Here is a 23380-nt window from a genome sequence, read left to right as displayed (position 1 = left end):
AACTCATGTGCGGAAGGACAGCCAGCAGCAACAGAAAAGCGGCCATTCCAAAAACAATTGAGAGTACTGATATAAGAGCCCCGTTCTTGAGCCTCTCAATTCCCTCTGTTAATTCATCTAGACGGCTTTCGTTTAGCACACTTCATTACCAAGCTATACTTTAAAATCCTTTTGCTAGAAAATGACATAAAATAGTAGCTCGTATTTCTATTTCAAGTAAGTGCACTATGCAAGGTTTTACAGAGCAATGCTTTTAAGCATTGTTCGTTTTGGAAATTTAAATAAAATCATTGGAACAGCTAATATTTCCTCGATACACCTAAAAATTCATTGGGTTTTGGGCAGTGAAGATACTCACAAATTTTCTAATACTTTTCCGTGCTATTGTCAAGCATCAAGGTTAATCTTTAAGTTGTTTAGCATGTAGTGTGCGGTATGACGCACTATATACTGTATCTCTCATATCATGACGTGAACTCCTTAGGTTTGGGTTATGAATCAATAATAAATGCTGTGGAGGATGCCTTCAGACAGAAAGGCAGAGGACTTGCTGAAATGCCCCCAAAGCCGGGTATTCACCCAAGGCCGGACTCCTTTATACATGCAATGCCTGCTTATCTTAAGGGAAGCGATGTTGCTGGGTTAAAGTGGGTTTCTGGATACCCTGAGAATCCTAAAAGAGGAATTCCCTATATTACTGGCATGTTCATACTTAATGATCCTGAAACAGGACTTCCACTATGTGTCATGGATGCTGCTTGGCTCACTGCTTATAGAACAGCTGCTGCAACAGCAGTTTCTGCCAAGTACTTGGCTAGGGAGAACAGTGAAGTTCTTGCTGTCTTGGGATGTGGAACACAGGGAAAAACAAACACGCTTATGCTGAGCAAAATTTTGCCGATAAAGACTATTAAGGCGTATGATATTAGTGAAAGTACTCTTAAAAGCTATGAGGCTTTTGTGAAAGAGAAGACAGACCTTTCTGTGATGGGAACATCTTCGCCGAGAGAAGCTGTTGAGGGATCGGATATCATAGTTACTGCTGGTTACATCCTTAAAGAACCAAATCCAGTTATAGAGGCTAATTGGATAAAGGAGGGAGCATCTGCATTTCCACTTGATTTCGACTCCTACTGGAAGTCCTCGGCCATAGCAGCAATGGACAAGTTTTATACAGATGACGTGGAGCAGTTACTTTACTACATAAAGGAGGGATGGATAAGACCTGTAGATAAGATCTCTGGAGACCTTGGAGAGGTAGTTGTGGGCAAGAAACCTGGAAGAGAGAAGGAAACTGAGAGAATCATGTGCATGAACCTAGGCCTTGCGATACTGGATGTAGCTGTTGGAAAGCTCATTTATGAGGAAGCCCTTAAGAAGGGTATGGGGGCCAAGCTACCCCTCATATAAAGGCTCTCTAAAAAAATCTTTAGTGGTAAATTGGGGCGCTGAATTCTTTATCTTTTCTCTAAAATATTTTCCTTAAAGAGTTTTCTAGTATTATTCATCATACTGTAGGTACACTTTTTATCGGCAGTCTGGTAAAGGCACTATTAATTAAAGGCTTCTTGTAGAGCAGTACAGAAAAATTTTTAACAAGAAGAGAGGGGAGATAAAGTTTTTAAGTAAAACTCTCTTGATTGAGGGGTTCAACATGAATGGGAGAGGTATAACAACCCCGGTACTAGCCGTTCTTTTGATAGTGGTCCTCCTTGTCGGCATTGGAATTGGATACGCCATTCCCAAGCCTGCGCCTGCGGCACCAACTCCTACTCCAACACCTGCACCAACAGGCCTGCCGAAGGAGATCCCGATAGGAGTTCCTCTTCCTCTTTCGGGAGATTTTGCGAGTTATGGAGCTAGAGGTAAAGCTGTAGCAGAGTTAGCTGAGAAAGATATCAATGATTTTGTGAAATCTGTTGGTCTTCCTCTGACATTTAAGTTTTACTATGAGGACACTGAGACAAAATCTGATGTGACACTTCAGAAAGTCCAGACATTTGCTGCTAAGGGTATAAAAGTAATAGTCGGTCTTCTGTCTAGTGCAGATATTCAGGCAATAAAAGGATATGTCGATGCAAATAAGATTGTTGTTATAACTTCCTTCTCAACAGTGGCTGAACTAGGAGCACCAGATTACATTTTCAGGCTGATCCCGCATGACGATATGGAGGGAGTAGCTTTAGCAAGGTTGGTATACGGATTGGGCATAACACATGTGGCAATCCTTCAGAGGAAGGACCCCTGCGATATATCGATAGCGCATTCATTCAGAGATGAGTTCAAGAGGCTCGGTGGGGAGATCCTAGCCTATATCGAGTATGAACCAGGAACCTCGGAGTTTTCTTCTGAGATAGCGGCGCTGGAGACAGCTATTGGGCCAGCTATACAGAAGTATGGTGCTGATAAGGTTGCGATACAAACCCTAACATGGGAAGATCTGGCCATGACGCTAGCTCAGGCAAAAGCCCGGAATAGCATAACGCTCTCTGTAAGGTGGTTCGGGGGAGATGCCATAGCCATGAGCTCAGTCATATTAAGGGATGCCGGTGATGTGGCTGTTAGGACTCAGTTGTTAGCTGGCTTCTATTATGCTCCAGAGACTCCAAAGAAGGAGAAAGTTGTTAAATACGTTAAGGAGAAAACAGGAGAGGATGTTGACATATATAGCCTGATATTATACGATTGCCTCTGGGTGGCTGCAATGTCAGTTCTCCAAGCTGGGACCTATGATGGTGCCATAATTCAGAAGATGGTTCCATACGTAGCAAACAGTTACTTTGGAGCAAGTGGGTGGACAGAAATAGATGAAAACGGGGATAGAAAAGGTCTGGACATGGCTTTCTATCAGGTAAAGACAGTCGATGGAAAGCCAAAATGGGTTCTTGTTGCGAAGTATATATCTGCAACCGGAGCTGTCAGCTGGGGATAAATCCCCTTTTTACTTTTTTGGTGATTTTATGCTCTCAACAGAGAATCTCAGGAAGTTTTTTGGGGGGATAAGGGCTGTTGATGGCGTCAGTATAAACTGCGAGCAAGGTAAGATAACGCTCATAATAGGCCCTAACGGCAGCGGTAAGACAACTCTAATAAATCTGATCGCTGGTTATTACAAACCGGATTCGGGCAAGGTTTACTTTGAGAAAGAGGATATAACGGGACTCCCCATGAACAAAATATATGAAAAAGGAATTGTAAGATCCTTTCAAATACCTTCTCTATTTTGGGGACTGACTGTTCTTGAGAATATCTTGGTCGCGGCGAGAGGAAATCCTGGGGAGTCTGTCATGAAGGGGCTCATCAGGAGCAAGTGGATCAACTATGAGAGAGATATTGTTGAGAAGGCCTTTGGCATTATGAAGGACCTCGGTTTAGCTGAGTTTTGGAATTCTTCTATAGAAAAGCTTCCGGCAGGTCATCTAAAACTTGTTGAAATAGGAAGAGCATTAATGGCCGAAGCTAAAATGGTGATACTTGATGAGCCTATATCAGGTGTCTCTCCTAAGCTAGCTCATGAGATATTCCTTTATATTAAAAATCTGAGAGATTCTAAAGATCTTACATTCTTAGTGATTGAGCACAGGTTAGATATTGCGTTGCCCTTTGCCGATCATGTCTATGTGATGCATGAAGGAAGGATTATCTTTGAGGGGGCTCCTAGCGAGGTTGTTAGAAACAGTAAGGTGAGAGAAGTTTATCTGGGAGGTTGAGAGAATGAGCTGGACCCTACTAATTGATGCCGTTACATATTCATGTCTTATCAGTTTAATGGGCTTTGGATTAGGATTTGTGAGGATTACTACAGGGGTCTGGAACATCGCCCATGCCAGCTTGGTGACAATAGGGGCATATATTGTGTTCATTTCAGTCGCTCTGATGGGGGGAAGTCCTTACATATACCTCCCACTGGCATTTATTACATGCGGCTTTGTGGCATTTCTGGAATATATAACCATCATAGAGCCGCTAAGGAAGAGAAAAGCCTCAACTATCATGATGCTGGTCGCAACTCTTTCACTTGATCTTTTTCTCTTCAGCTTGCTTAACATAGGGGCTGATTATCTCCAGCTTAGACTGGGATTACCATCCAAAAACTTCCTACTGAGAAGCTTGGACTTTAATTTTCTTGAATTTCCTGGAATTTTTTGGTCCTCTTTGCTGCTCCTGATATTTTCACTGGGTTTTCTTCACTATCTACTGAAGCATACGACTATTGGAGCTTCTCTCAGAGCTTCGATAAGCAACCCGCTACTTGCTCCTCTCATAGGGATAAACGTTACCAGAGTCAATCTGTTCTCTTGGTTTATAGCTGGAGGATTTGCAGGATTGTCAGGTGGACTTTTACCACTTTGGATGCAGGGAAAACCTGTACTGGGAGACTCTCTGCTGCCTGTTATGTTCTGCGTTGTAATAGTTGGTGGGGTTGAGGAGGTATTCGGCACTTTTATAGGAGGCATTCTAGTGGGATTCGTGCAGATCCTCTTGACATCTGCCTTGGCTCTTGTGTTTGGAACAGCTGTTATCCCCTACAAGACTCTGATACCTATGGCAATACTTGTAGTAACTCTGTTATTTGCTCCTCGAGGGATCATTGGGATTGAGTGGAAGAAAGTTCTTCCGTTATTGAGGGTTAGGTGAGAGTATGGAAGAGCTTATTCTGACTTTTCTGACGGATTTAATATCCCTCCTCGCTATTTACTTCATACTGAATCTTAGCCTTAACTTAGAGCTTGGATATGTTGGCATACCCAATTTTGGCTTGGTTCTTGCCGTCACAGGAGGAGCTTATGTAGTGGGTTGGCTTCCAATAAGGTTGCTCATGCACATATACGCTATCGATTCCAGTCTTTCATCGGACATTCTGAAGAACAACGTAATTATAGTCACCCAAATAAACCATTACCTCCAGAGAGACCCTCTCATAGGGATACTAACCTTCATTCTAACACTGCTAGTGGCAATGTGCATGGGAGGAGCTTTAGGCATCCTAGCAGCATATCCTGCTATAAGACTCAGGTCTGACTATCTAGCTATCACGCTTCTAGCCCTAGGGGAGATTCTCTCTATTATAGGCAGGAATTATGAGCCGCTGGTCGGAGGTGTTATAGGAATAATGGTTCCAGATCCTTGGAGTTGGCTAGGATCGATCAGGTTCCTGCTGCTGCCGATCATACTGCTCGGAATAGCTGCATTAACAGCGCTTTTTCTCGAAATATTATCCAGATCACCTGTCTACAGAACATTTAAGGCTGTGAGAGATAATGAAATAGCAGCAGCATCTCTGGGGAAGGACATAGTCAAAGTGAGGATCTCTGCTCTTGTGCTAGGATCGATGATGAGTGGGTTAGCCGGTGCCCTCTATGCATTTTACTCCTGTTACGTAGGACCTGGTGTATACGGAAGGATGGAGTGGACATTTCTCCCATGGCTAATGGTGGTATTCGGGGGGCTTGGCAATAACAAGGGAGTTCTTCTAGGGACTTCTGTTTTTATCGCATTCAGGAAGCTGATAATATTCTATAAGGAGGCCTTTGCCTTTCTTCCGTTTGATGTGGTGTGGATGGAATACCTGCTATTGAGCCTCTTGTTGCTCATAATCGTCATATTAAGACCTCAAGGCCTTATTAAGGAGAAGCCCAGATATACGCTACCAAGAGATAAGCTGGTAAGGATATCTCAAAAGTTTCATCGAAAAAGGGATTAGCGGATTTTCACCAGCTTCTCCGCTGTTTTACCAACAGCTTCTCATCCTGCTTCTTCATCTAATTGTTTCGAAATAATAAGAAAATTTTAATAAAACTAGCTTTCCGATCGCACTGCTAGTGCGAAGTTTATATATAAACTTCGCACTTCTACTTAAAATGATGAGGATAAGACAGGTGCTCCTAGATCAAAGATCAGAGCTCGAGGAAAGAGTTAAAAAGACGAGAATCGTTGAAAGAGAATTTCTTCCGTTTTTAGATGAGATGAGAAAGAGTAAGCTGATGAAAGTCACAACTGGAGTTAGAAGATCCGGAAAATCGTTTTCAACATACCTCATGCTGAGGGGGTTAAATTTTGGTTATGCAAATTTTGACGAACAGATTCTCCTCTCTGTATCCCCTGATGAGATACTTTCAGCCCTCCTCGAGATATACGGAAGGGAGATGGACGCAATATTTCTGGATGAGGTACAGAACCTGCATGGATGGGAGCTCTTCGTAAACAAGCTCGAGAGGACTGGGTACAATGTGTTCATCACAGGGAGCAATGCCAAGCTGCTCAGCAGAGAGCTTGCAACACACCTCACTGGAAGACACCTGCAGCTTGAGATATATCCGTTTAGCTTTAGAGAATACCTGAGGTCAATTGGTTTTGATGAAAATGTCGAGACAACTAGGGGTATGAGCTTGATAAAACATGAGCTCAATAACTACTTAGAGAAAGGCGGATTTCCTGAGGTTGTTGTCGAGGAGGAGAATCCTAGGATATATCTAAGGCAGCTCTACAGGGATATAATTGAGAAGGACGTAATAATGAGGTACAACATAGCATATAGGACGACGTTCAGAGAGATTGCCCTGACATTGATGGGCAACTTCGGGAGGTATGTTACATATAACAGCATAAAGAGGCAGTTCGGCCTGAGGAGCGACCACACTGCAAAGAACTATCTTTCATATATAAGTGAATCATACCTAATATTTTTCATAAATAAGTTTTCATTTAAGCCAAAGGAAGTGGAGAGAAGTCCTAAGAAAGTTTACTGCATAGATCCAGGCATGATAAGGGCTGTCGCGATGAGGGAAGATTTGGGAAGCATGATGGAGAACATAGTGGCAGTCGAGCTGCTTAGAAGAAGAAGCTACTGGTCGAGGGATATGGAAGTGTACTACTGGAAGGACTACCAGCAACATGAAGTGGACTTTGTCCTGAAGAAGGGAACTGAGATAAGACAGCTAATTCAGGTGACATATGCATCAAGCAGAAATGAAGTGGAGAGAAGGGAGCTGGACAGCTTGCTGAGAGCAGGAGAGCTTCTCAACTGCAGGAATCTTATTGTGATCACTTGGGATTATGAGGATGAGGAGAGCATGGGGAACAGAGATATAAAATTCGTTCCACTCTGGAGATGGCTTCTTAGGCCTGAGATAGAATAGCTTCTCATGATGAAATTTTATCACCACAATGCTGTAGGTAAACTTTTTCAATAGCCCTTTCCCAGTTTTAGGTGCATCCCTTCATGACTTACGGTGGCGTTGTCGCTTCTGAACATTATCTAGCATCTACAATAGCGGCTGAAATCCTGAGGGAAGGAGGGAATGCCGTAGATGCTTCTGTAGTAGCTTCACTTTCCCTATCAACTCTCTTGCCTCATCTGAGTGGGTTGGGAGGGGATTTCTTTGCCCTAGTAAAGAAAGGGAAGGAAATCAGATTCATAGATGGATCCGGTCCCTCCCCCTCCGAACTGAGTAGAGATGAGCTATTTCGGAGGGGATTCAATGAGATGCCGGAGAGAGGGCCTCTTTCCATAACGGTGCCAGGTTACTTGGATGCCCTTTATCTCATGTGGAGGCTTTATGGAAAGATAGAATGGAGTGATCTTGTCTCCAGAGTTGTGAAGCTTTCAAAAGGCGGATTTCCTGTCAGCAAAAGCCTTTCAGAAGCTGTAAAGTTGAACCGGGATCTTTTATCCTCGGATGAGGGATCCTCCTCAACTTACCTTACAATAGGGGTTCCCGGATCTCATCATATGTTTAAAGGGCTTACAAAAGCTCTTGAAATAATCTCAGAAGATCCAAGAGAATTTTATGAGGGAGAAATAGCCCAGAAAATCGTTAATTATGTCAGGAAAAAGGGAGGTTTGCTCTCAATGGACGATCTCTCTAACTACAGAGCTGGAGAGGGTAGCCCGATATCAGCTCACATCTGGGGAGGCGTAGCGTATGAGATGCCCCCTCCAACCCAAGGGATAACGACACTGCACATGATGATGCTCACCGAAGAGCTAGATAGCCCCAGATCTTGGGGCAGGTTGAGAAGACTGATTAAGATATCGGAGAGAGCTTACAGCATAAGGGACAGGTATTTGACGGATCCCAAGTTCATGAAAGTGGATGTTAAGAAGCTGCTCCATCCCTCTATCCTCGAAGGTGGAGCTACAGAAAGCATAAATGATGGAGATACCACTTTCTTCAGCGTGATAGATCAGGATGGAATGATAGTAGCAGGAATCCAGAGCATATTCTATGCTTTTGGCTCCGGAATAACTGAACCCACCTATCAGATAACGTTGAACTGCAGGGCATCAAGCTTCTCATTGAAAGAAGACCATATAAACAGGCTTGAACCTAGAAAAAGGACTCTTCATACCCTATCATCTCTTATATTCGAATTAGATGATGATTGGTATGTTATAGGGACATCTGGTGGTCACTACAGGCCTCAGATACACTGGTGGCTCTCCACGAATATATTCAAATTTGGCATGGATCTAAGGGAGTCTATAGATTTTCCAAGGGCATATTTTGATCCCTCAAAGAGGATCTTAGTGGTTGAGGAGGGGCTAGAAATTGGGAAATCCGATATTAAAATCGATGTTAGAAGCTATCCTTCTAGGCTCGGTGTAGCTGCTCTGACATGCCTTAGAAAGGATGGGCTAAAGATAGGATGTGCGGATGTGAGAGGAGATGGAGGTTGCTCAGGAATCTAGATCAGAAGATCACTGTCAGAATTACAGCTATAGTAGTCTTAAGGGACCATAGCTGCTGTTTGCGATCATGTAGAGATAATTGGGAGATAGAGCTATTATCTGATGAAAATTTTCATCTCCACAGCTTTTCTTACCACATCATCCACTGAGCTTTCATTGCATATTCCAGCTACAGGCTCCTTCAGAATTTTCATGACCCTCTCCTTCTCCTTATCGCTTTTTACCACAGCTATCTTTATCATGTCGCTTCTTTCAGCAGCTTCATCGAATCCAACAAGAATGAGGAAATCCGGCTGGACTTCTGGGCAGAGCTTTGCCACCCTGATCACGTCATCTAGCTCAGCTTTATACTTCATAGTGATCTTCATATGTCTGGATCCAACAAGAATCTTTCCTCCTGCTCCCTCAAGCTCCTCTCCAAGCTCCTCTTTCCTGACTTTTTTCACCAGAAAGGTCCTATATCCCAAACTGGATAGAACTCTCAGGACAGCAGGCACAGCTTCATCAACAGAAGATCCGAACAATGCTATGGCCCTCATCATGGGAATTTAGATGGCAAAAATAAATAGCAATAGCTTAAAATTGGAAATTGCTGTGATCATCCTATGAGAGTGGTGGTGGGCTCGACAAATCCCGTTAAGATATCAGCCGTTAAGGAGTCCTTCTCCCTTGCATTTGGGGATGTAGAAGTGGTAGGGGTGGATGTTGACAGTGGAGTTGGACCTGAGCCGATAGAGGAGGATGCGGTAAAAGGGGCTGTAAACAGAGCTATAAAGGCGATGGAAATGCTTCCATCGGATTTCTCAGTTGGGATAGAGGGAGGGCTGTTTTATCTTCACGGGAGATATTACCTGGCTGGATTCGTTGCTGTGATGAGGAGCGATGGCCTGATGAGCACTGGAACAAGCGGATGGTTTGAATGCCCACAGAAGCTACTAAGAAGGCTCTTGAGGGGGGAGGAGCTGGGAGAAATAATGGATGAGATAACCGGAAGAAAGAATGTGAAGAAAAATGAGGGAGCTATAGGCTACTTCACAAGGGGGATAGTGGACAGAAAGGAGCTTTATAAGCATGGAGTTTTGATGGCTCTAGCAAGATTTATTTCTGGCGACTTGTGGCCAGGCTAGCCACCAGCTTTTTCGCTTTTTCTGTTGGGTGAGCTACCCGCCCTGAAGGACGAGGCTTCCAGCGTTTAGGGCAGGCTTTGCGCCTGTCCCCTCATCTGCTGGTTCGGGGGGCTCACAGCTCCCCCATCCCATGCCTCTCGTTAAGGCATGGGCTATGTTAATGCATGCGTTCAGATCCCTATTGTAGGTTAGCCCACATTTTGGGCATCTGAACTCCCTTCCTTTGACTTGGGCAACATGCCCACATCTATGGCATGTTTTAGAGGTGTTTCTTGTCTCTTTTTTCGTTAAATACCTGACTTCTATCCCTTCGAGGAGCGCCTTGTACTCAATGATGGTTTGGAGCCTTCTAAACGGCAAGCTGTGGAACCTCCTATTAAGCTTCTTCGATCTCTTGAAGTTATCCCTAATACCGCTCAAGTCCTCCATCACTATTACTGGTTTCGGGAACTGCTTAGCATAGGCAACTATTTGGTTAGCTATGATGTGTAGTTGTTGGTTTACCTTCCTTCTTTCTTTTCCCTTAAGCTCTTTAACCTTCTTCAAAAGCTTCTTCTCCTGAAGCCTTCTCCTGATATGACCATATAGTCCCCTTATTCGCTTGATTTCTTGCCCCCTCCAGAACTGCCCCTTCATGGGCTTATTAGGGTTACTCTTTGATATCGCTACTGCAACAGCTAAGTTATGCTCTCCCCTATCTATCGTTATTATGGTTTCAGGCTCATCGGGAACTTCAACAACCTTCTCTAGGGTGAAGTGAGCGTACCATTCTCCATAATGTTTAACCATCTCAACAGTTGTGAACCTCCACTCGCCTCTAAGGGCTTCCTCAATCCTTCGTCTCTGCCTTTCCCCAAAAACTATTGGTAGACTGACCTTCTCCCGCCTGTTCAGGCTTAGCGTAAGCCAGTATGGCGTCAGAACGTTTGTTGTCTTAGAAAATCTGTAGCATCTCCTGTCGAACCGCATGGATATCCCCTTAAGCCTTAGGATACTATCATCTTTCCTGTTTCTCTCGAAGCCTTTTAAGATTTCAACAGCCTTATCCCTTGCAGTCTGAATTAGGGCAGTATTAAGGTTGAAGAGTTCCTTAGCTTTCCCATAGCAATTCTCATGTAGAAAACTCTTGGACTTAGAGTTGAAGCCAATATACCATCTCACAAGCCTAAAATACTCGTTAAGGGTTCTGTTTAAGGCTAAAACCTTCAGCCTATTGGGCTTAAAAACCTTCCCAACAACACATACCTGAACATTCTTCCGCAAGGGAACATCCCGAGATAGTTAGGATTTTTCCAGTTATTTTTAAATCTTTCGTCATTCCTGCCGTGAAAAGCGATTTCTTGTTATAACTACTCTGTATTTCGAGGCATTTAAGATGATTCCTCGCTGCAGTCAAGATAATAACAATAGTTATATTAAAGCTTTTTCATGCTTTCTCTAAAATTTTAGAAATAGACTAGGAAATTCTCAGTTGTTCATAAAAATGAATTGCCCACAGAACTCTGGCTTTTTATTGCCTAGATAACCTCCCTTCTCTGTGTTATAATTGAGAATTAAAATAATGCGCGCGCGATTGCCAATATTACTGTAAAATCACAAAAGGAATTTTTGAAACAAATAAATTTATATTTAGTAAAAAATAAGAAATTAGGGGCAGCTGCATCCAAATGCACCATTATCGCTTCCATGTGCATCCCAATCCGTGTTAAGCCATGCATCCACACTATACCAAGCATACATATCGCAATGTCTTGATAGAATGCCAAGGTAATCCCATACACATAACATATGATGTGTATCGTGCCTGACCTGAGATGCTACGGTTCCTACCCCAGTTATATAGTGATTAGTTCTGCAGCAGGTAACTCCAACTGCATGATCCTCATATGATAGATCATATGCACCTGTTATCGCGACCCCGTAAAGTATGTACCATCTACCTTTTGCATGATTTGTTGCCTTCCATGATCCGACAGGATAATACCACTCCGCATATGCCTCTCCATCATGAATATAATTGTAGTTCTGAAGAGGCATTGGTATCAACTTGGATTTTATCAAGTAGGTCCTCCCAACAGAGCCGTATATTATCAGGGACGAGTTATCCTCGGCTTTTTGCAAAACTCTTTGGTTCTTTTTCTCCTTCACTAGCACAAGCTCTGCTTTCTCCTTCCCCTTAATCCCTTTTGAATCCCAAAGAACTATATATGTATCATTTCCTGATGAGAATATGGAATAGCTTACTCCCTTGTAGGTTACTGTATAAAGGAGATTCCATCCTGGTATACTAATTGGAGGAGCTAGATTGCTCACTCTCACCTCCTTTAAAACATCTCTCATTGTCTCATTCAGGGTCTGGTTCACTTTTATCGTTTTTCCATATGACCCAAAGACAAAATTACTTTTTCCTGATGGAACTGGCATTACTGTTGCGGTCAATAGAAGCAGGGAGAAGATCAGAGCTGCTGAGATAACAACCCCCGCTCTCCTCATGTTCTCACCAATAGACGAAGCAGCATTTCTTTATTATCTTTTTTTTAATTGTCGATTTTTTGATCGTCTATTGACGATTAGCCAATCTAGTATATACTTCAAAATATAAATTCTTAGACATTACAAGCCTATCATTTTCTATGAAATGTGTGCGTTTAATATCCTATTCGCAAGGAGGATTGAGAATCAGGTTAGTAGATTAAAATACTGCAAAATAACTTCCCACCAAATAGATAGAGGCTAGAAGAGATGCAGCGCCTATCAGGCTATCAATTAAACCCCCAGTCCTCAAGGGACCGCTTATTCTCCAGTTTGACAGGGGATATAGCCACATCACCCCCTTCTTTGTGAGGCTGTCCATCAAAAAATGGGATATTATTCCTATGGAGAAGAGCCTTGTCACAAGAGGATCATGAACCAGAATCCAGAGCAAAGCAATGGCTGCTATCATGAACCAGATGTTGTGGAAAGTCTTCCTGTGTTCGATAAAGGGAATACTTCTGAGAGCAAGATCAAGATCGGGAAGCATCGCAGAGACAAAAATAACCGGGATGAAGAGGAGGAGCTTGGGATCTGACCTAAATAAATAGGAGGACAGGAATAGGGCAAATGCTATATGCGTCTTCTTGCTCATATGCAGTACATCATCTGGTTTAATATTTACTTATGCTCACTGATCCGCAGATCCCGTTTATGCACACCTTGTAACTGCCCGGTGGAAGAGGTCCTATCGATATGTTGGCTGTTATAACACCGATGCACTGAACGCATATTAGGGAGGTGGAGACCCTCTGTAGCTCTATCCTTATTTCCCCATTCTCCACAGAGTAATCAGCTATGTAAAACTTGGAGCATGGATCTGAGTGACCCTCCTCATAAATTGCTCTTATATAATTCCCCTCAGCCTTCAGCAAAAGCCTAGATTCCTCTAGCAAACCGCATCCTCCATGAGATTCAATCGCTATGTGGAATGTTGAGTTGAATGTCAGGGAAACCTCCTCCCCTTCTTTCACCATTCTCACTATGGTATCAGCCCATCCCTTCAAAAACTCCTCGGCTGCTTTCCTCGTCATATACCTGTCTGACCCGGCAATAACTATGAAGGTGCCACCAGTCCCCCATCTTCCAGGAAAGATTAGCCATCCATTCTCCTCCAGATAGGCAGATCTGTTCTTTAATAAAGGAAGAACAAACTTCCCAGTGATAGGAGCCAGATGCCCTCCAAGGAAGATAACCACTCTGTATTTCGAGGCCTTTAATATGGATTCTTCGCTGCAGCCAAGATAATCCACCTTTAAACCCTTTTCCTCAATTTTCTTTATTATACTGAACGATAAATTGTAGTCTATTCCGTTTGCCACAACCCCTATCCTGTTGATTTCCGGCTTCCTCAACTTTGAGTACATATAGCCGCATCTAACTACTTTTACATCTAGGTCAACCCCTTTCTCAAGTTTGCTCCAGACAGCATATGGAACAGGTGGGTTCCAGTTATTTGGGCTTCCTGATTCATTCACTATCTTTTCTGGGCTCAAAAGCCCAGATAAAAGGGACTCCGCATAGATAAGGGGTCCTTTATTTAGATTAAAATCTGTCTCCACAAGAAGCAGGGTGTACTTTGATCCAGGAAATATGTAGGCCTTTATGGGGGCTCCTTCCTCATAAAAGCCGATCTCCACATATATTGCCCTCAGGCTCTCGTTGAAGTACGGAGAGAAAGAGAAATAGCCTGAATTGACCTTGGATGCTATTCCGCTTTCGTTTAAATAGCTTATCACCTCGCTCTCAGATATTCCCTGCTTGTACACAGCTCCTACATATCCTGCTGTCGGGGGACAGGCTGATATATTGAGAATGGGCAATAAAAGCAACACTACTAGAAGCACACTTATGCGCATAGAAATTTTGGAGCTGAGGAGCTATAAGCCTTGTTGTTTAGTTCAGCGCAAGTTGAAGTAATCACTCAGCCACTATTCTATTCCTTAAAAATCCAAGATTCTCTATTTCAACCTCGACTATGTCTCCCGGCTTCAGAAATCTCTGAGGATTCCTGAAGACCCCAACTCCAGCTGGAGTTCCCGTTGCTATTATGTCCCCGGGCTCAAGAGTCATGCCTTTGCTCAAAACAGATATTATCCTGGGTATCTTTATCGCCATCTTTGCTGTTGAGGAGTCCTGCATAACCTCCCCGTTTACCAAAGTCCTCATCCTGAGGGAATAAGGATCTCTTATCTCATCCCTTGTTGTTATCCATGGACCCATTGGTGCAAACTTATCTAGACTCTTCCCCCTCGTCCACTGCTTGTCCCCAAATTGTATGTCTCTAGCTGAGAGATCGTTGAACACCATGTAGCCGAAGACATAGTTCATTGCCTCCTCCTCTGGTATCCTCTTTCCCTTCCTTCCTATCACAACAGCTAGCTCCACCTCATAATCCACCTGAGTTGTGTAATCAAATGGAACTGGTATGTCCTCAAAAGGCCCTGCTATGGATGTTCTTGGCTTAAGAAATATCACGGGGTCCTTTGGCGGCTCCCTCCCCTGCTCCTCGGCATGGTCAAAGTAGTTTAGGCCGAGGCATATTATCTTCGGGGGGTTTGACAGAGGCGCAAGGAGCTCCACTTTGCTTAAGGGAATTCCCTCTTTCCCCTCAGGGGATACCTTAATGCCAGAAGCTATAAACTCCTCCACAGTTTCAGGAATCCCCAGCTTCTCAGCTGGGATCACCTTTTCCCCTAGAACAATGCCATATGATATCTTCCCATTGAATCTGAATCTAGCTATCCTCATACCTCCTTCAGCAATTCCTCCCATTATTAACCTTTACCAAATGTTTTTCAGCAGTGTTATAACAGTGTTCATGTGAGAAAGGGAAGAGTTGCTGAGATAATATCGGAGATGCTATACAAGCCTGGAGAAAGGCCGGAGGATTATGAGATTGTTTTCCTGTCAAGGGATGGGGATAAAGATACTGAGATCGTCAGAGGAAGTGAGATAAAACCGCTTCATGACAGGATAATTGTCGGGGGAAGGGAGATACCTCATCACAGGATAGTTGAGATAAGGAGAAGGGGCGTTGTTCTGTGGAGAAAAGTTTAATACTTGTCATATCATTGTCCCTAAAATGGGCTCTAAGGCAATAGCTGTGAGGATACCGATTGATCTTTTCAAGAGAATACAGGAGATATCCAAGCTCAGGAAGGTGGATACATCAGAGCTTGTAAAGAGAGCATTTGTGCTGGGGATGGAGAGGCTAATGCTGGAGACAGCAATAGAGCTTTACTATGAGGGAAAGCTCAAGCAGAGTGAGGCAGCTAGAATGGCGAACATGACAGTGAAGGACTTCATGGCAATAGCAAAGGAGAGAAGGTGCTGCTAGCTCTAGAAAATTTATAGAAAAACACTTGTTAATATATCCTTCAGGTTAATGCAGAGCCTCTCGAGGATTTCCTCCAGATCACACGCAGCATTACAAAACATATCATCAATAGCATGAAGGACACCACAATTAGCATTATTACGGAGAGTTTTCTAGCCTCTGCAGCTCCGCTTGAAGTAAAAGCTATATCCCTATATGAAAAGAGAGGCTCTCCATCTCTTGGACCCTCCATCACTAGATGCAAGTAGCAACGACAATGACCCTCTAAACAATATATTTCCTTATGTTGATACACTAATTTCAATCCTGTTATATAACTGGTATTATGGTAAAGCAAGATCAGTCTATCACCATCCTTCGATACAGGTATCAGCAATTCCGCTAGAGGCTGTGCCGGCCTAACATGGCTGAAGAGGTTAAGAGAGTCTTGGTATAGGTTGCAGCATTCGGTTAGAAAAAGAATTCCGGGAGATTCTATGTTTACTAAAAGAAGGCCATTGTCCACACTACAATTCCTTATCTGTTCTTCATGCTCATTCAAGACGAACTTGTGGAATGCCCCCTCATATGGTGACGGATTCATGCTCTCCGAATGAATCCCATAAGAGAACACCAAGTTGGTGCGATCACCGAAATTGCTTACATAGACATATCTCCCAAGCTCCTTAGGCCTACAACTGCTATCGCCGTATGAATACTTGAAGTCGAGAATCCATATGGATCTCCTGTTTAGATCGTTTCGCAGACCCTCATCATATACAGAAGGATGCTCCAGCGATCCAAATCCATAACCATAGCCTTTAAGAGCAATGCTCGAGTTATCCACTTCAAAACTCAGAATGAGGTAAATGTGTGGGCTCAGCTTTACCTTTTCTAGTGATATAAAGCCTAGAATTATCCCCATCAAGCTCAGACAGATAAGAGCAACTACCGCTACTGTTGCTAATACTGGACGCATTAGGGATCACTCATCAGGGTAATATGCGTGCTTATAAGTTTATTGGGGACCACCCCTCTTTCTCCGTCCTTCTCCACGCCTTTGGTCTCCTCAAGATGAAGTCCAGAATAGATTTCATCGCTATGGATGACTGTATCATCCAGTAAACATATATCAGAGGAATTAGGGCGATGTTTCCCAGATCAGGGGATCTCTCAAATGCAACCAAGGAGAAGGTGACGGAAAAAGCTGTAACAGCTCCCAAGAATGAAGCCAAGATCTCAAGCAGAATATCTGATATAGGATATATTATGCTGGCTATCCAGCACACATATCCTAGGAGGGAAAGAGCCATGAATATAGGGCCAAGAAGGAATATCTCAGCATCTAAAGCAGCAGAAGACGGTCTTTTTAGAAGGCTTAGATACTTGATAGATGTCTCAACATAACCCCTGTACCATCTTACCCTCTGCTTCACCAGAGTCCTCAATTTGCTTGGAGCCTCCTGCCACGACACCACATCATTTGCATATGTGACTTTAATATTCCTCAGGAGAAGTCTTGCTGATAGCTCGACATCCTCTGCCAAGGAGCTCTCATCCCATCCCCCCAGCTCCTCAAGAAGTTCCTTTTTTATGAAAAGGCAGCTCCCTGTAAATGGAACAAAAAGCCTAAATCTGTCCCTTCCACTCAGCAGAAGGCGTTGCCATGCCTCCTGCTCAAGGTAAACAAGGGTTGTAAGTATGTTCTGGTTTTTGTTCAGGCATCCCGTCTTTCCCTGAACTGCAAGAGCTCCTTCCTGAAAGTATGCAGCTGCTTTCAGCAGGCAATCTTTATCCAGAACATTATCTGCATCGAAGACAGCTATTATATCCCCTGACGCGAATTTCAACCCGAGGTTCAGGGCAGCAGGTTTTCCCCTTGGATTCTCCTCCTTTATCACCTTAATTCCATCGAAGCCCCTGCATATCTCAGCTGTCGAGTCGTCGGCCGACACCACTATTACTTCTATTTGATCCCTTGGATAATCCTGATTCAGTATGGATTTAATGCACCTCTCTATCACCCTGCCCTCATCCCTAGCCGGGACTATAACTGAGATTTTAGGGAGGATCCCAGGTTTCTCAGCTCTTCTCCTCTCATTTCTCGATCCAGCTATCATGAGAGGTGTGTGGTACAGAATCCAGAAGAGAATCAGACAGAGTATTATGAGCGAGATCGTTTGAAGGAATTTCACAAGAAGGGAAGATCAGCTTAACTTAAAAAGATTGCAATCTCTTGTTCTATAAATAAATTCTAGGATCCCATCAGAAGATCAACCACCAAGTCTATGGCTTTATCCAGATCCTCAGCTTCCACAACCTCAACCCTGTTCTGCCTCAAGAGATCACGTGCATCCGCTGATATCCTGGGTATTGCGATGAAAACAGCCCTGTTGGGAGCTGTATCCATCACCTTAAGGGCAAATCTGAAGGCCTCCTCCTCTCCTACATAGAGATCTCTTGCAGCTATATCAACCACTGTAAGCCTTCCGTTTTTGTCACGGAGGACGCAGTTGAACTGATGAACAACACCTGATAATCCCCTGATTGATCCCGGCATATTCACATTATAGCTCTTTTTGAGCATGTTCTCAAGCTTGTCGAGCTTGCTCTTGCTTTTCTTCAGCTTGTAGGAGAACAACGGCTTTATTACTGTTGAGATATCCTCGCTCTCCTTTCCACAGTTTAAGCAGAGAAAGGATATTCTCGGATCTCTAAACACATTTCCACAGCTCTCGCACCTGTACTGAACCCCCAAATCCTGATATCCACCCTGCTTGTCACATACAGGACACTTTCCCTCTGAAAAATCATATTCCAGCCCTATATAACCGCAAGAATGTCTTAATGCCCTTCCTTTTGTGATAATCCTGCTTCCACAATTCGGACAACTTAGCTTAGCAAGCATTAAATGGCTTCCACAATTCGGACATGTGATCAAGCTATCTATCTGATTCTTAGTCATCACTCCCTCTTTTACGAGTTCCTCTAGCTTTTCCACAGTGCTTTCCCTGTCCAGATCGAATAACCTCTCGGCATCAGGATAGCTTACCCCTTTTTCATCTATAATGGGCCTTAGCTCGTCTGTGAATTTTGCCATTATCTCGATTATCATCCTGTCCTTGGCTGTTAACATAGATGCTAAAAGGAAGGGAAATATATAAAGTATTATGTTCGAATTCCAAACAAAAAGCGTGATGTCCTTCTGACTGGATTAAAGCCTTTTAGAGAGATTTGTCCATATAATCCTTGTAGGAGTTGATATGAGATCAACTGGGACATCCCATTCATCCCTTGGCACGAATTCCACCACTTGGATATCGTGAACTGTTGTCACCCTCAGAGTTCTATCATCTATAGAGCCCGCTTCCCTCCACATCCTGAACTCCACATCTGAATACCCAGTTCCCTTGCCAAGCCTGTATCCTTCAACGCTCACAGCAACAGATCCCGCTACAAATATGTCTATTTTATGATCACCTGGCTTGACAGGCCTTCCTCTCTCGATCATCCCCCTTATAGTGGGACTTACATCCTGTCCCCTCACTTCAATAAACCCTCTTGAAAGCCTAGGAGTGGCAACCACGAGGATCTTTCCATCTTTAAGTGCCATCTCCCTCACATGAATCTGCGGGGAATCCGGATTGCAGAGCAGAACCTCTGCTTTTCTGTACTCATCCAGATTTCTCAGCTTCATAGCAGCTTCCCTTGCCCCTTTAAAATTAGGTATCCTCCCGTGAACTGGAAATGGAGGCAAAGCCACTTTTTTCTCAACCATCATCCTCCATATCTTCTCCCTTATCTCATCCTTTTCCATCCTCTAGGCATACAGGGGATGATAATAAATCTTTCAGCTTGATTCTAAATTATCAGTAGATATTATCAATTTTTCTTTACCTTAGAACAGGCAGTCCCTTGACTATGAGCTCTCCTAGGTCTGCCTTCTTCTTAGAAAATTCCAGAAGCTCTATTCCCACAATTTCTCCTTTGTTATTATAGTCTACGATTATTCCGCTTCCTATTTCCTCGCTCTCTGCAACTTCATCCTCCTTAATCCTGATATAGATCGCATCAGCTCCGGGATCATATCTTATGAGGTATTCAAGCATACAATTCGCCAGTGAATAAGACATTGTATAAAAGTATATCTGTACAGAGAGTTCTGTTAACAACTGTTGATCGAAGACAAGATCGAACCTTTCCTGCAGGCAAAGGCTTTTCAAAGCTAAAGAAAAAATCTCCTCGAGCATATTTCTAAATAAAATAATGTGGCTTTAAATTTTATGGCAGAATTTCGGCAATATGCGCTGGACGGGGATATCCCTTGCTCTTCTTACCGCTGGATATGCTGTAAATGCAATTCTACCTGCTGCTGGCATAAGAGGACCTGCTGATCTCGCTCTTCTGATATTATTTCTTCTATCAGTGATATTTATGCTTCCTTTTTCGGCAAAAATAGTCCTTCTTCCTATTATTGGATCTTTTATCGGTTTTCTTTTCGAGTACATCGGGTTGAGCTACGGATTCCCTTTCGGAAGCTATTCTTACTTGAAGCTTGAGAAATACTCAATTTACGGGGTTCCCGTGCCTGTAATAGTTGCTTGGGGGATCTACATTTACACATGCTATTTAGCATCAACCTTTCTTATAAGAGGAAAGAGGAGAATTTTGATTGTTCCTCTGTTGATGGTACTCTTGGACATGGCAGTTGATCCAGTGATGGTTGAGCAAGGAGTTTGGGCATGGAGGGAGAAAGGCCTTTGGTTTGGAGTACCGCTCAGCAACTTTCTCGGCTGGTTCACGGTATCTCTCACAGCTATCTGCTTATATTTAGCTCTCTCCCGAGATGACATGCCGAAAACCCTTTCCTGGCATGCCTATATCCCATACATCTTCAGTTATGTTCCCATTCTCGTTTCTGCCGGTCAAAACTCTTTTATTCCGGCTTTTATCAGCTTTCTCATGGCTGTTGCATTATTTTTATTCAGGAAATTTTTATAAAAAGCTCTCAAGAGATTCCATTTTCTCTTTTAAAATTTTGGAGTTCTCAATCCAAACTTTAAGGGGCAGATCTAGCTTCTTTTCGACAAACAAAAGGCATTCTTTAAGGCTGGAGAAAGCATATGGCTTTTTCCTAAGGAGATTTCTCACAGTCTCTCTCACATTCCAAACCCCTGTGGGTATGTAGCCGGGATGTATCTCCCTGAGTATCAGAACAGATGCCTGTCTTCTCTCCTCCAGAAGCCTCTCAGCCACAGCAAGCCTGCCCGCATAGTAGCATCCTCCCATACTAGCATATTCCTTCCTCCCGTTAAATGGCTCATAATCCCCAGCTATTCCCATTTTATCGGTTATGGTGCCGGGAAACCAAGCCTCTATGGACTCATAGCTCCACCTCTCCGGCAGCATTATAACAGCCCACTTATTCCTGATGTATTCCATATGATAAACTCTGAATTCATTTATAACTGGGTATTCTTTTATTTTTTCTATAATATACTTTGATATTATATCATCGACAGCAGTTATCGACCATCTCGTCGGAACAAACCTTCTTTTCACCCCGAAGAGACCTGCGCTGAAGCACTGCTGTATCCTTGAGATTGGAACTCCCTTTCCATAAAGCTCAATTATGGCATCAACTGATCCCATGTCCCTGTCGTAATAGGCTTTTTCCACCCTGAAATCAGTCCTTCCTGGGTATATCCTCAGATATTCAAGGCTTGCAGAGGGTCCAAAAGGCTGATGATCCTCTGAAAATAGAAATCCTCTTGGAGAAGAGCCAAGTTTTGCCTCCATGTCCACAGATACTTCTGATAACATTGCCTCCCTCAGCTCCTGAGCGTATCTATCATCTATCTGGGAGACCTTAAGGAGTTTCTTCCCCCTGATGAGCTGCATCCTCATCCTGATTATCTCCTCCAGCTCCTTCCCAAACCAAGTCTCAGTTAAACACAGGTTCTCCGTTCTTCCGAGGAAGGGAGGTATGAGAGGGCCTATTAATACCTTAGGATATCCGTGCCTGCCGACAAATATCTCCGGAGGGGAGGAACCAACTACCTCATTTGAGGATGGAATGAATGGAATGAGGGACAGAATCTCCTCCCTTCTTAGTTTTACTGTTCTGTAGTCCTCTGATAGGAGCTTCAGTTTCTTCATACAATATGTTTTTCTGGCTTCACCTTAATAAACTCAGCGATGGAGGTAAGAGCTAGGAGCATACTAAACAAAAGCGCTATAGGGGATTATTGCATAAACCCATATATCGGCTGTCAGCATGCATGTGTATACTGTTATGCAGATTACTACACCAAGATGAGGGGCTACACTGGAGAGTGGGGCAGTTACTTGTATGCAAAGGTAAATGCACCTGAGATTCTGCTCAAGGAGATAAGAAGAAAAAGGAAGGGTGTTGTGTATTTATCATCTTTAACAGATCCGTATCAGCCGGCTGAGATGAAATACAGGCTCACAAGGAGGATTCTGGAGGTCCTGATGGGATATGGCTGGCCTGTCATAATACAGACGAAATCCTCGTCTATAATAAGGGACATGGATATAATAGCAAATGGAAATACAAAAGTGGGCTTCACAATAATAACCCTAGATGAGGATATAAGGAAGAGGTTTGAGCCTTTTTCCTCTCCGGTAAGCTCAAGAATAGATGCTCTGGAGAGATTTAAGAGGGAGAATGTGAGGACCTTTGTTTTCATAGGTCCCGTGCTTCCAGGCACTAAATTGGATGATCTCAGAGATCTGATAATGGCAGTTAAGGATCACGCAGATCTAATATATTTTGACAGACTGAATTTAAAGCCGGGCCTTTACAACAGGATAGATAGAGCTCTCTCAGATATCGGAGTATCTAACTGGATTCCTGAGCTCGACAAATATTATATTAATTTGAAAAAATCTCTGAAGGAGTTTCTGGACGAAAAAAGAATAAAATATGTTTTTGTTTACTGAATACCCAGTATATGTTATTAGAGAAGGTGCTCCACCAGTATCTTGAAGCCTATTAGTATCAAGACAGCACCTCCAAATGCTCCAGATTTTTCACCCAATGCAGCTTTTCCCTTAACTCCAATGTATGATCCCACAAGAGTGAGAAGAAACGATGAAATCCCAGCCACAACAGCTGGCGTTAAAGCATCTATCCCTATTAGGGATAGGCCTAGTCCTGCAGCAAGAGCGTCAATGCTAGTAGCTATCGAAAGAACAAGAGTTGTGATGGAAGTTTCCTGAAATTTCTCTCCTTTTACCGACTGATTTATCATTCGAATTCCGATATAGAAAAGCAAAAAGAAGGCAATCCAGTGATCAAACTCGCTTACAAATAATGAAAATCTGCTTCCAACAACCCATCCTGCGTAGAACATGAGAAACTGGAATGTTCCAAAGGAAAAGGCCATCCTTAAGGAAGATTCCCTGTCAAAGCTTAAGCCTGTGAACCTAGCTGCAGAAACAGAGAGGCAATCAAAAGCCAAGCTTATGGAGATGGCCAGTGATGAGGGATCCATTGTCCTCCTCTCTTAACTGAAAATAAAGATTTTATCCTTCTTGTTAGCTAGTCCTTTATGGATCTGGAGGAAGCGATCTCCTATGCTCTCGATCTAGGGGCACAGTTTGTCGAGATAAGGCATCAAAAAATCTCAATTACAGAGGTATTTGTTGTGAACGGAGTGATAAGAAGGCTATCCTCAGGAGATG

The 23380-nt window shown here is 43.3% G+C and carries 25 protein-coding genes; 12 read left to right on the top strand and 13 right to left on the bottom strand.

Annotated elements, in window-relative coordinates:
• The first annotated feature begins 435 nt into the window (after window positions 1-435).
• From D6D85_RS05870 to D6D85_RS05840, 7 genes are all read left to right on the top strand, one after another.
• Window positions 436-1410: an ornithine cyclodeaminase family protein gene (locus D6D85_RS05870; RefSeq protein ID WP_125671140.1), complete on the top strand. Its 975-nt coding sequence runs from the start codon at window positions 436-438 to the stop codon at window positions 1408-1410.
• Window positions 1411-1654: 244 nt separating this feature from the next.
• On the top strand, window positions 1655-2932 hold the full coding sequence (locus tag D6D85_RS05865) for an ABC transporter substrate-binding protein (protein WP_125671139.1): 1278 nt from the start codon (window positions 1655-1657) through the stop codon (window positions 2930-2932).
• 28 nt (window positions 2933-2960) lie between these two features.
• A complete protein-coding gene (locus D6D85_RS05860; protein WP_125671138.1) occupies window positions 2961-3710 on the top strand; it encodes an ABC transporter ATP-binding protein in 750 nt (249 codons plus the stop codon).
• 4 nt (window positions 3711-3714) lie between these two features.
• Window positions 3715-4638, top strand: coding sequence for a branched-chain amino acid ABC transporter permease (locus tag D6D85_RS05855; RefSeq protein WP_125671137.1), 924 nt, complete (start codon window positions 3715-3717; stop codon window positions 4636-4638).
• A 4-nt stretch (window positions 4639-4642) separates the two neighbouring features.
• A complete protein-coding gene (locus tag D6D85_RS05850; RefSeq protein ID WP_125671136.1) occupies window positions 4643-5704 on the top strand; it encodes a branched-chain amino acid ABC transporter permease in 1062 nt (353 codons plus the stop codon).
• A 160-nt stretch (window positions 5705-5864) separates the two neighbouring features.
• On the top strand, window positions 5865-7139 hold the full coding sequence (locus tag D6D85_RS05845; protein WP_161969709.1) for an ATP-binding protein: 1275 nt from the start codon (window positions 5865-5867) through the stop codon (window positions 7137-7139).
• A 71-nt stretch (window positions 7140-7210) separates the two neighbouring features.
• Window positions 7211-8692 carry a gamma-glutamyltransferase family protein gene (locus tag D6D85_RS05840; protein ID WP_125671134.1) on the top strand — a complete coding sequence of 494 codons (1482 nt, stop codon included), beginning with the start codon at window positions 7211-7213 and terminating at the stop codon, window positions 8690-8692.
• A gap of 95 nt (window positions 8693-8787) precedes the next feature.
• On the opposite strand, the gene D6D85_RS05835 is transcribed toward D6D85_RS05840, so the two are convergent.
• Window positions 8788-9231: a hypothetical protein gene (locus D6D85_RS05835; RefSeq protein ID WP_125671133.1), complete on the bottom strand. Its 444-nt coding sequence runs from the start codon at window positions 9229-9231 to the stop codon at window positions 8788-8790.
• Between the two features lie 66 nt (window positions 9232-9297).
• Between D6D85_RS05835 and yjjX the strand changes: the two genes are divergently transcribed.
• On the top strand, window positions 9298-9819 hold the full coding sequence (gene yjjX, locus D6D85_RS05830; RefSeq protein WP_125671132.1) for an inosine/xanthosine triphosphatase: 522 nt from the start codon (window positions 9298-9300) through the stop codon (window positions 9817-9819).
• Between the two features lie 33 nt (window positions 9820-9852).
• Here yjjX and D6D85_RS05825 read toward each other — a convergent pair whose 3' ends face one another.
• The 5 genes from D6D85_RS05825 to D6D85_RS05805 form a co-directional block, all read right to left on the bottom strand.
• Complete coding sequence (locus D6D85_RS05825) at window positions 9853-11082, bottom strand: RNA-guided endonuclease InsQ/TnpB family protein (protein WP_237558769.1); 1230 nt, start codon at window positions 11080-11082, stop codon at window positions 9853-9855.
• Between the two features lie 384 nt (window positions 11083-11466).
• The gene (locus tag D6D85_RS05820) at window positions 11467-12312 is read right to left on the bottom strand and encodes a hypothetical protein (RefSeq protein WP_125671131.1); all 846 of its coding nucleotides are present in this window, start codon (window positions 12310-12312) and stop codon (window positions 11467-11469) included.
• Window positions 12313-12511: 199 nt separating this feature from the next.
• Entirely contained in the window at window positions 12512-12946 is a 435-nt protein-coding gene (locus D6D85_RS05815) for a metal-dependent hydrolase (RefSeq protein WP_125671130.1), read from the bottom strand.
• Window positions 12947-12965: 19 nt separating this feature from the next.
• Window positions 12966-14210, bottom strand: a complete 1245-nt coding sequence (locus D6D85_RS05810; protein WP_125671129.1) for a hypothetical protein — start codon at window positions 14208-14210, stop codon at window positions 12966-12968.
• Between the two features lie 61 nt (window positions 14211-14271).
• Entirely contained in the window at window positions 14272-15126 is an 855-nt protein-coding gene (locus tag D6D85_RS05805) for a fumarylacetoacetate hydrolase family protein (RefSeq protein WP_237558768.1), read from the bottom strand.
• A gap of 48 nt (window positions 15127-15174) precedes the next feature.
• Here D6D85_RS05805 and D6D85_RS05800 point away from each other — a divergent pair, with 48 nt between their 5' ends.
• Together D6D85_RS05800 and D6D85_RS05795 are read left to right on the top strand one after the other, a co-directional pair.
• Window positions 15175-15411 (top strand): RNA repair domain-containing protein, encoded by a 237-nt coding sequence (locus D6D85_RS05800; protein WP_125671128.1) that lies wholly within the window; start codon window positions 15175-15177, stop codon window positions 15409-15411.
• A gap of 25 nt (window positions 15412-15436) precedes the next feature.
• On the top strand, window positions 15437-15691 hold the full coding sequence (locus D6D85_RS05795) for a UPF0175 family protein (RefSeq protein ID WP_125671127.1): 255 nt from the start codon (window positions 15437-15439) through the stop codon (window positions 15689-15691).
• 40 nt (window positions 15692-15731) lie between these two features.
• Here the strand turns inward: D6D85_RS05795 and D6D85_RS05790 are convergent, their stop codons facing one another.
• The 5 genes from D6D85_RS05790 to D6D85_RS05770 all read right to left on the bottom strand — a co-directional run bounded on the left by D6D85_RS05790 (window position 15732) and on the right by D6D85_RS05770 (window position 19779).
• Window positions 15732-16649: a hypothetical protein gene (locus D6D85_RS05790; protein WP_125671126.1), complete on the bottom strand. Its 918-nt coding sequence runs from the start codon at window positions 16647-16649 to the stop codon at window positions 15732-15734.
• Window positions 16650-16680: 31 nt separating this feature from the next.
• Window positions 16681-17865, bottom strand: coding sequence for a glycosyltransferase (locus tag D6D85_RS05785; protein ID WP_125671125.1), 1185 nt, complete (start codon window positions 17863-17865; stop codon window positions 16681-16683).
• A 59-nt stretch (window positions 17866-17924) separates the two neighbouring features.
• Entirely contained in the window at window positions 17925-18806 is an 882-nt protein-coding gene (locus D6D85_RS05780; RefSeq protein WP_125671124.1) for a TackOD1 domain-containing metal-binding protein, read from the bottom strand.
• A gap of 78 nt (window positions 18807-18884) precedes the next feature.
• On the bottom strand, window positions 18885-19487 hold the full coding sequence (locus D6D85_RS05775) for a 5-formyltetrahydrofolate cyclo-ligase (protein ID WP_125671123.1): 603 nt from the start codon (window positions 19485-19487) through the stop codon (window positions 18885-18887).
• Window positions 19488-19563: 76 nt separating this feature from the next.
• On the bottom strand, window positions 19564-19779 hold the full coding sequence (locus tag D6D85_RS05770) for a DUF2283 domain-containing protein (protein ID WP_125671122.1): 216 nt from the start codon (window positions 19777-19779) through the stop codon (window positions 19564-19566).
• A 193-nt stretch (window positions 19780-19972) separates the two neighbouring features.
• Here D6D85_RS05770 and D6D85_RS05765 point away from each other — a divergent pair, with 193 nt between their 5' ends.
• Window positions 19973-20671, top strand: coding sequence for a carotenoid biosynthesis protein (locus tag D6D85_RS05765; RefSeq protein WP_125671121.1), 699 nt, complete (start codon window positions 19973-19975; stop codon window positions 20669-20671).
• Here D6D85_RS05765 and D6D85_RS05760 read toward each other — a convergent pair.
• On the bottom strand, window positions 20666-21829 hold the full coding sequence (locus tag D6D85_RS05760) for an Nre family DNA repair protein (protein WP_125671120.1): 1164 nt from the start codon (window positions 21827-21829) through the stop codon (window positions 20666-20668). The two genes, D6D85_RS05765 and D6D85_RS05760, sit on opposite strands and share 6 nt — an antisense overlap.
• A 39-nt stretch (window positions 21830-21868) precedes the next feature.
• Here D6D85_RS05760 and D6D85_RS05755 point away from each other — a divergent pair, with 39 nt between their 5' ends.
• Entirely contained in the window at window positions 21869-22636 is a 768-nt protein-coding gene (locus tag D6D85_RS05755; RefSeq protein WP_125671119.1) for an SPL family radical SAM protein, read from the top strand.
• A 17-nt stretch (window positions 22637-22653) separates the two neighbouring features.
• On the opposite strand, the gene D6D85_RS05750 is transcribed toward D6D85_RS05755, so the two are convergent.
• Complete coding sequence (locus D6D85_RS05750; protein ID WP_125671118.1) at window positions 22654-23190, bottom strand: manganese efflux pump MntP; 537 nt, start codon at window positions 23188-23190, stop codon at window positions 22654-22656.
• Window positions 23191-23380 lie beyond the last annotated feature (190 nt).

This window comes from Candidatus Methanodesulfokora washburnensis (assembly GCF_003947435.1).
Classification (GTDB): Archaea; Korarchaeota; Korarchaeia; order Korarchaeales; family Korarchaeaceae; genus Methanodesulfokora; species Methanodesulfokora washburnensis.
Note: the sequence above shows the minus strand (reverse complement) of the source record. Positions and strands in the feature narration are given on the sequence as shown.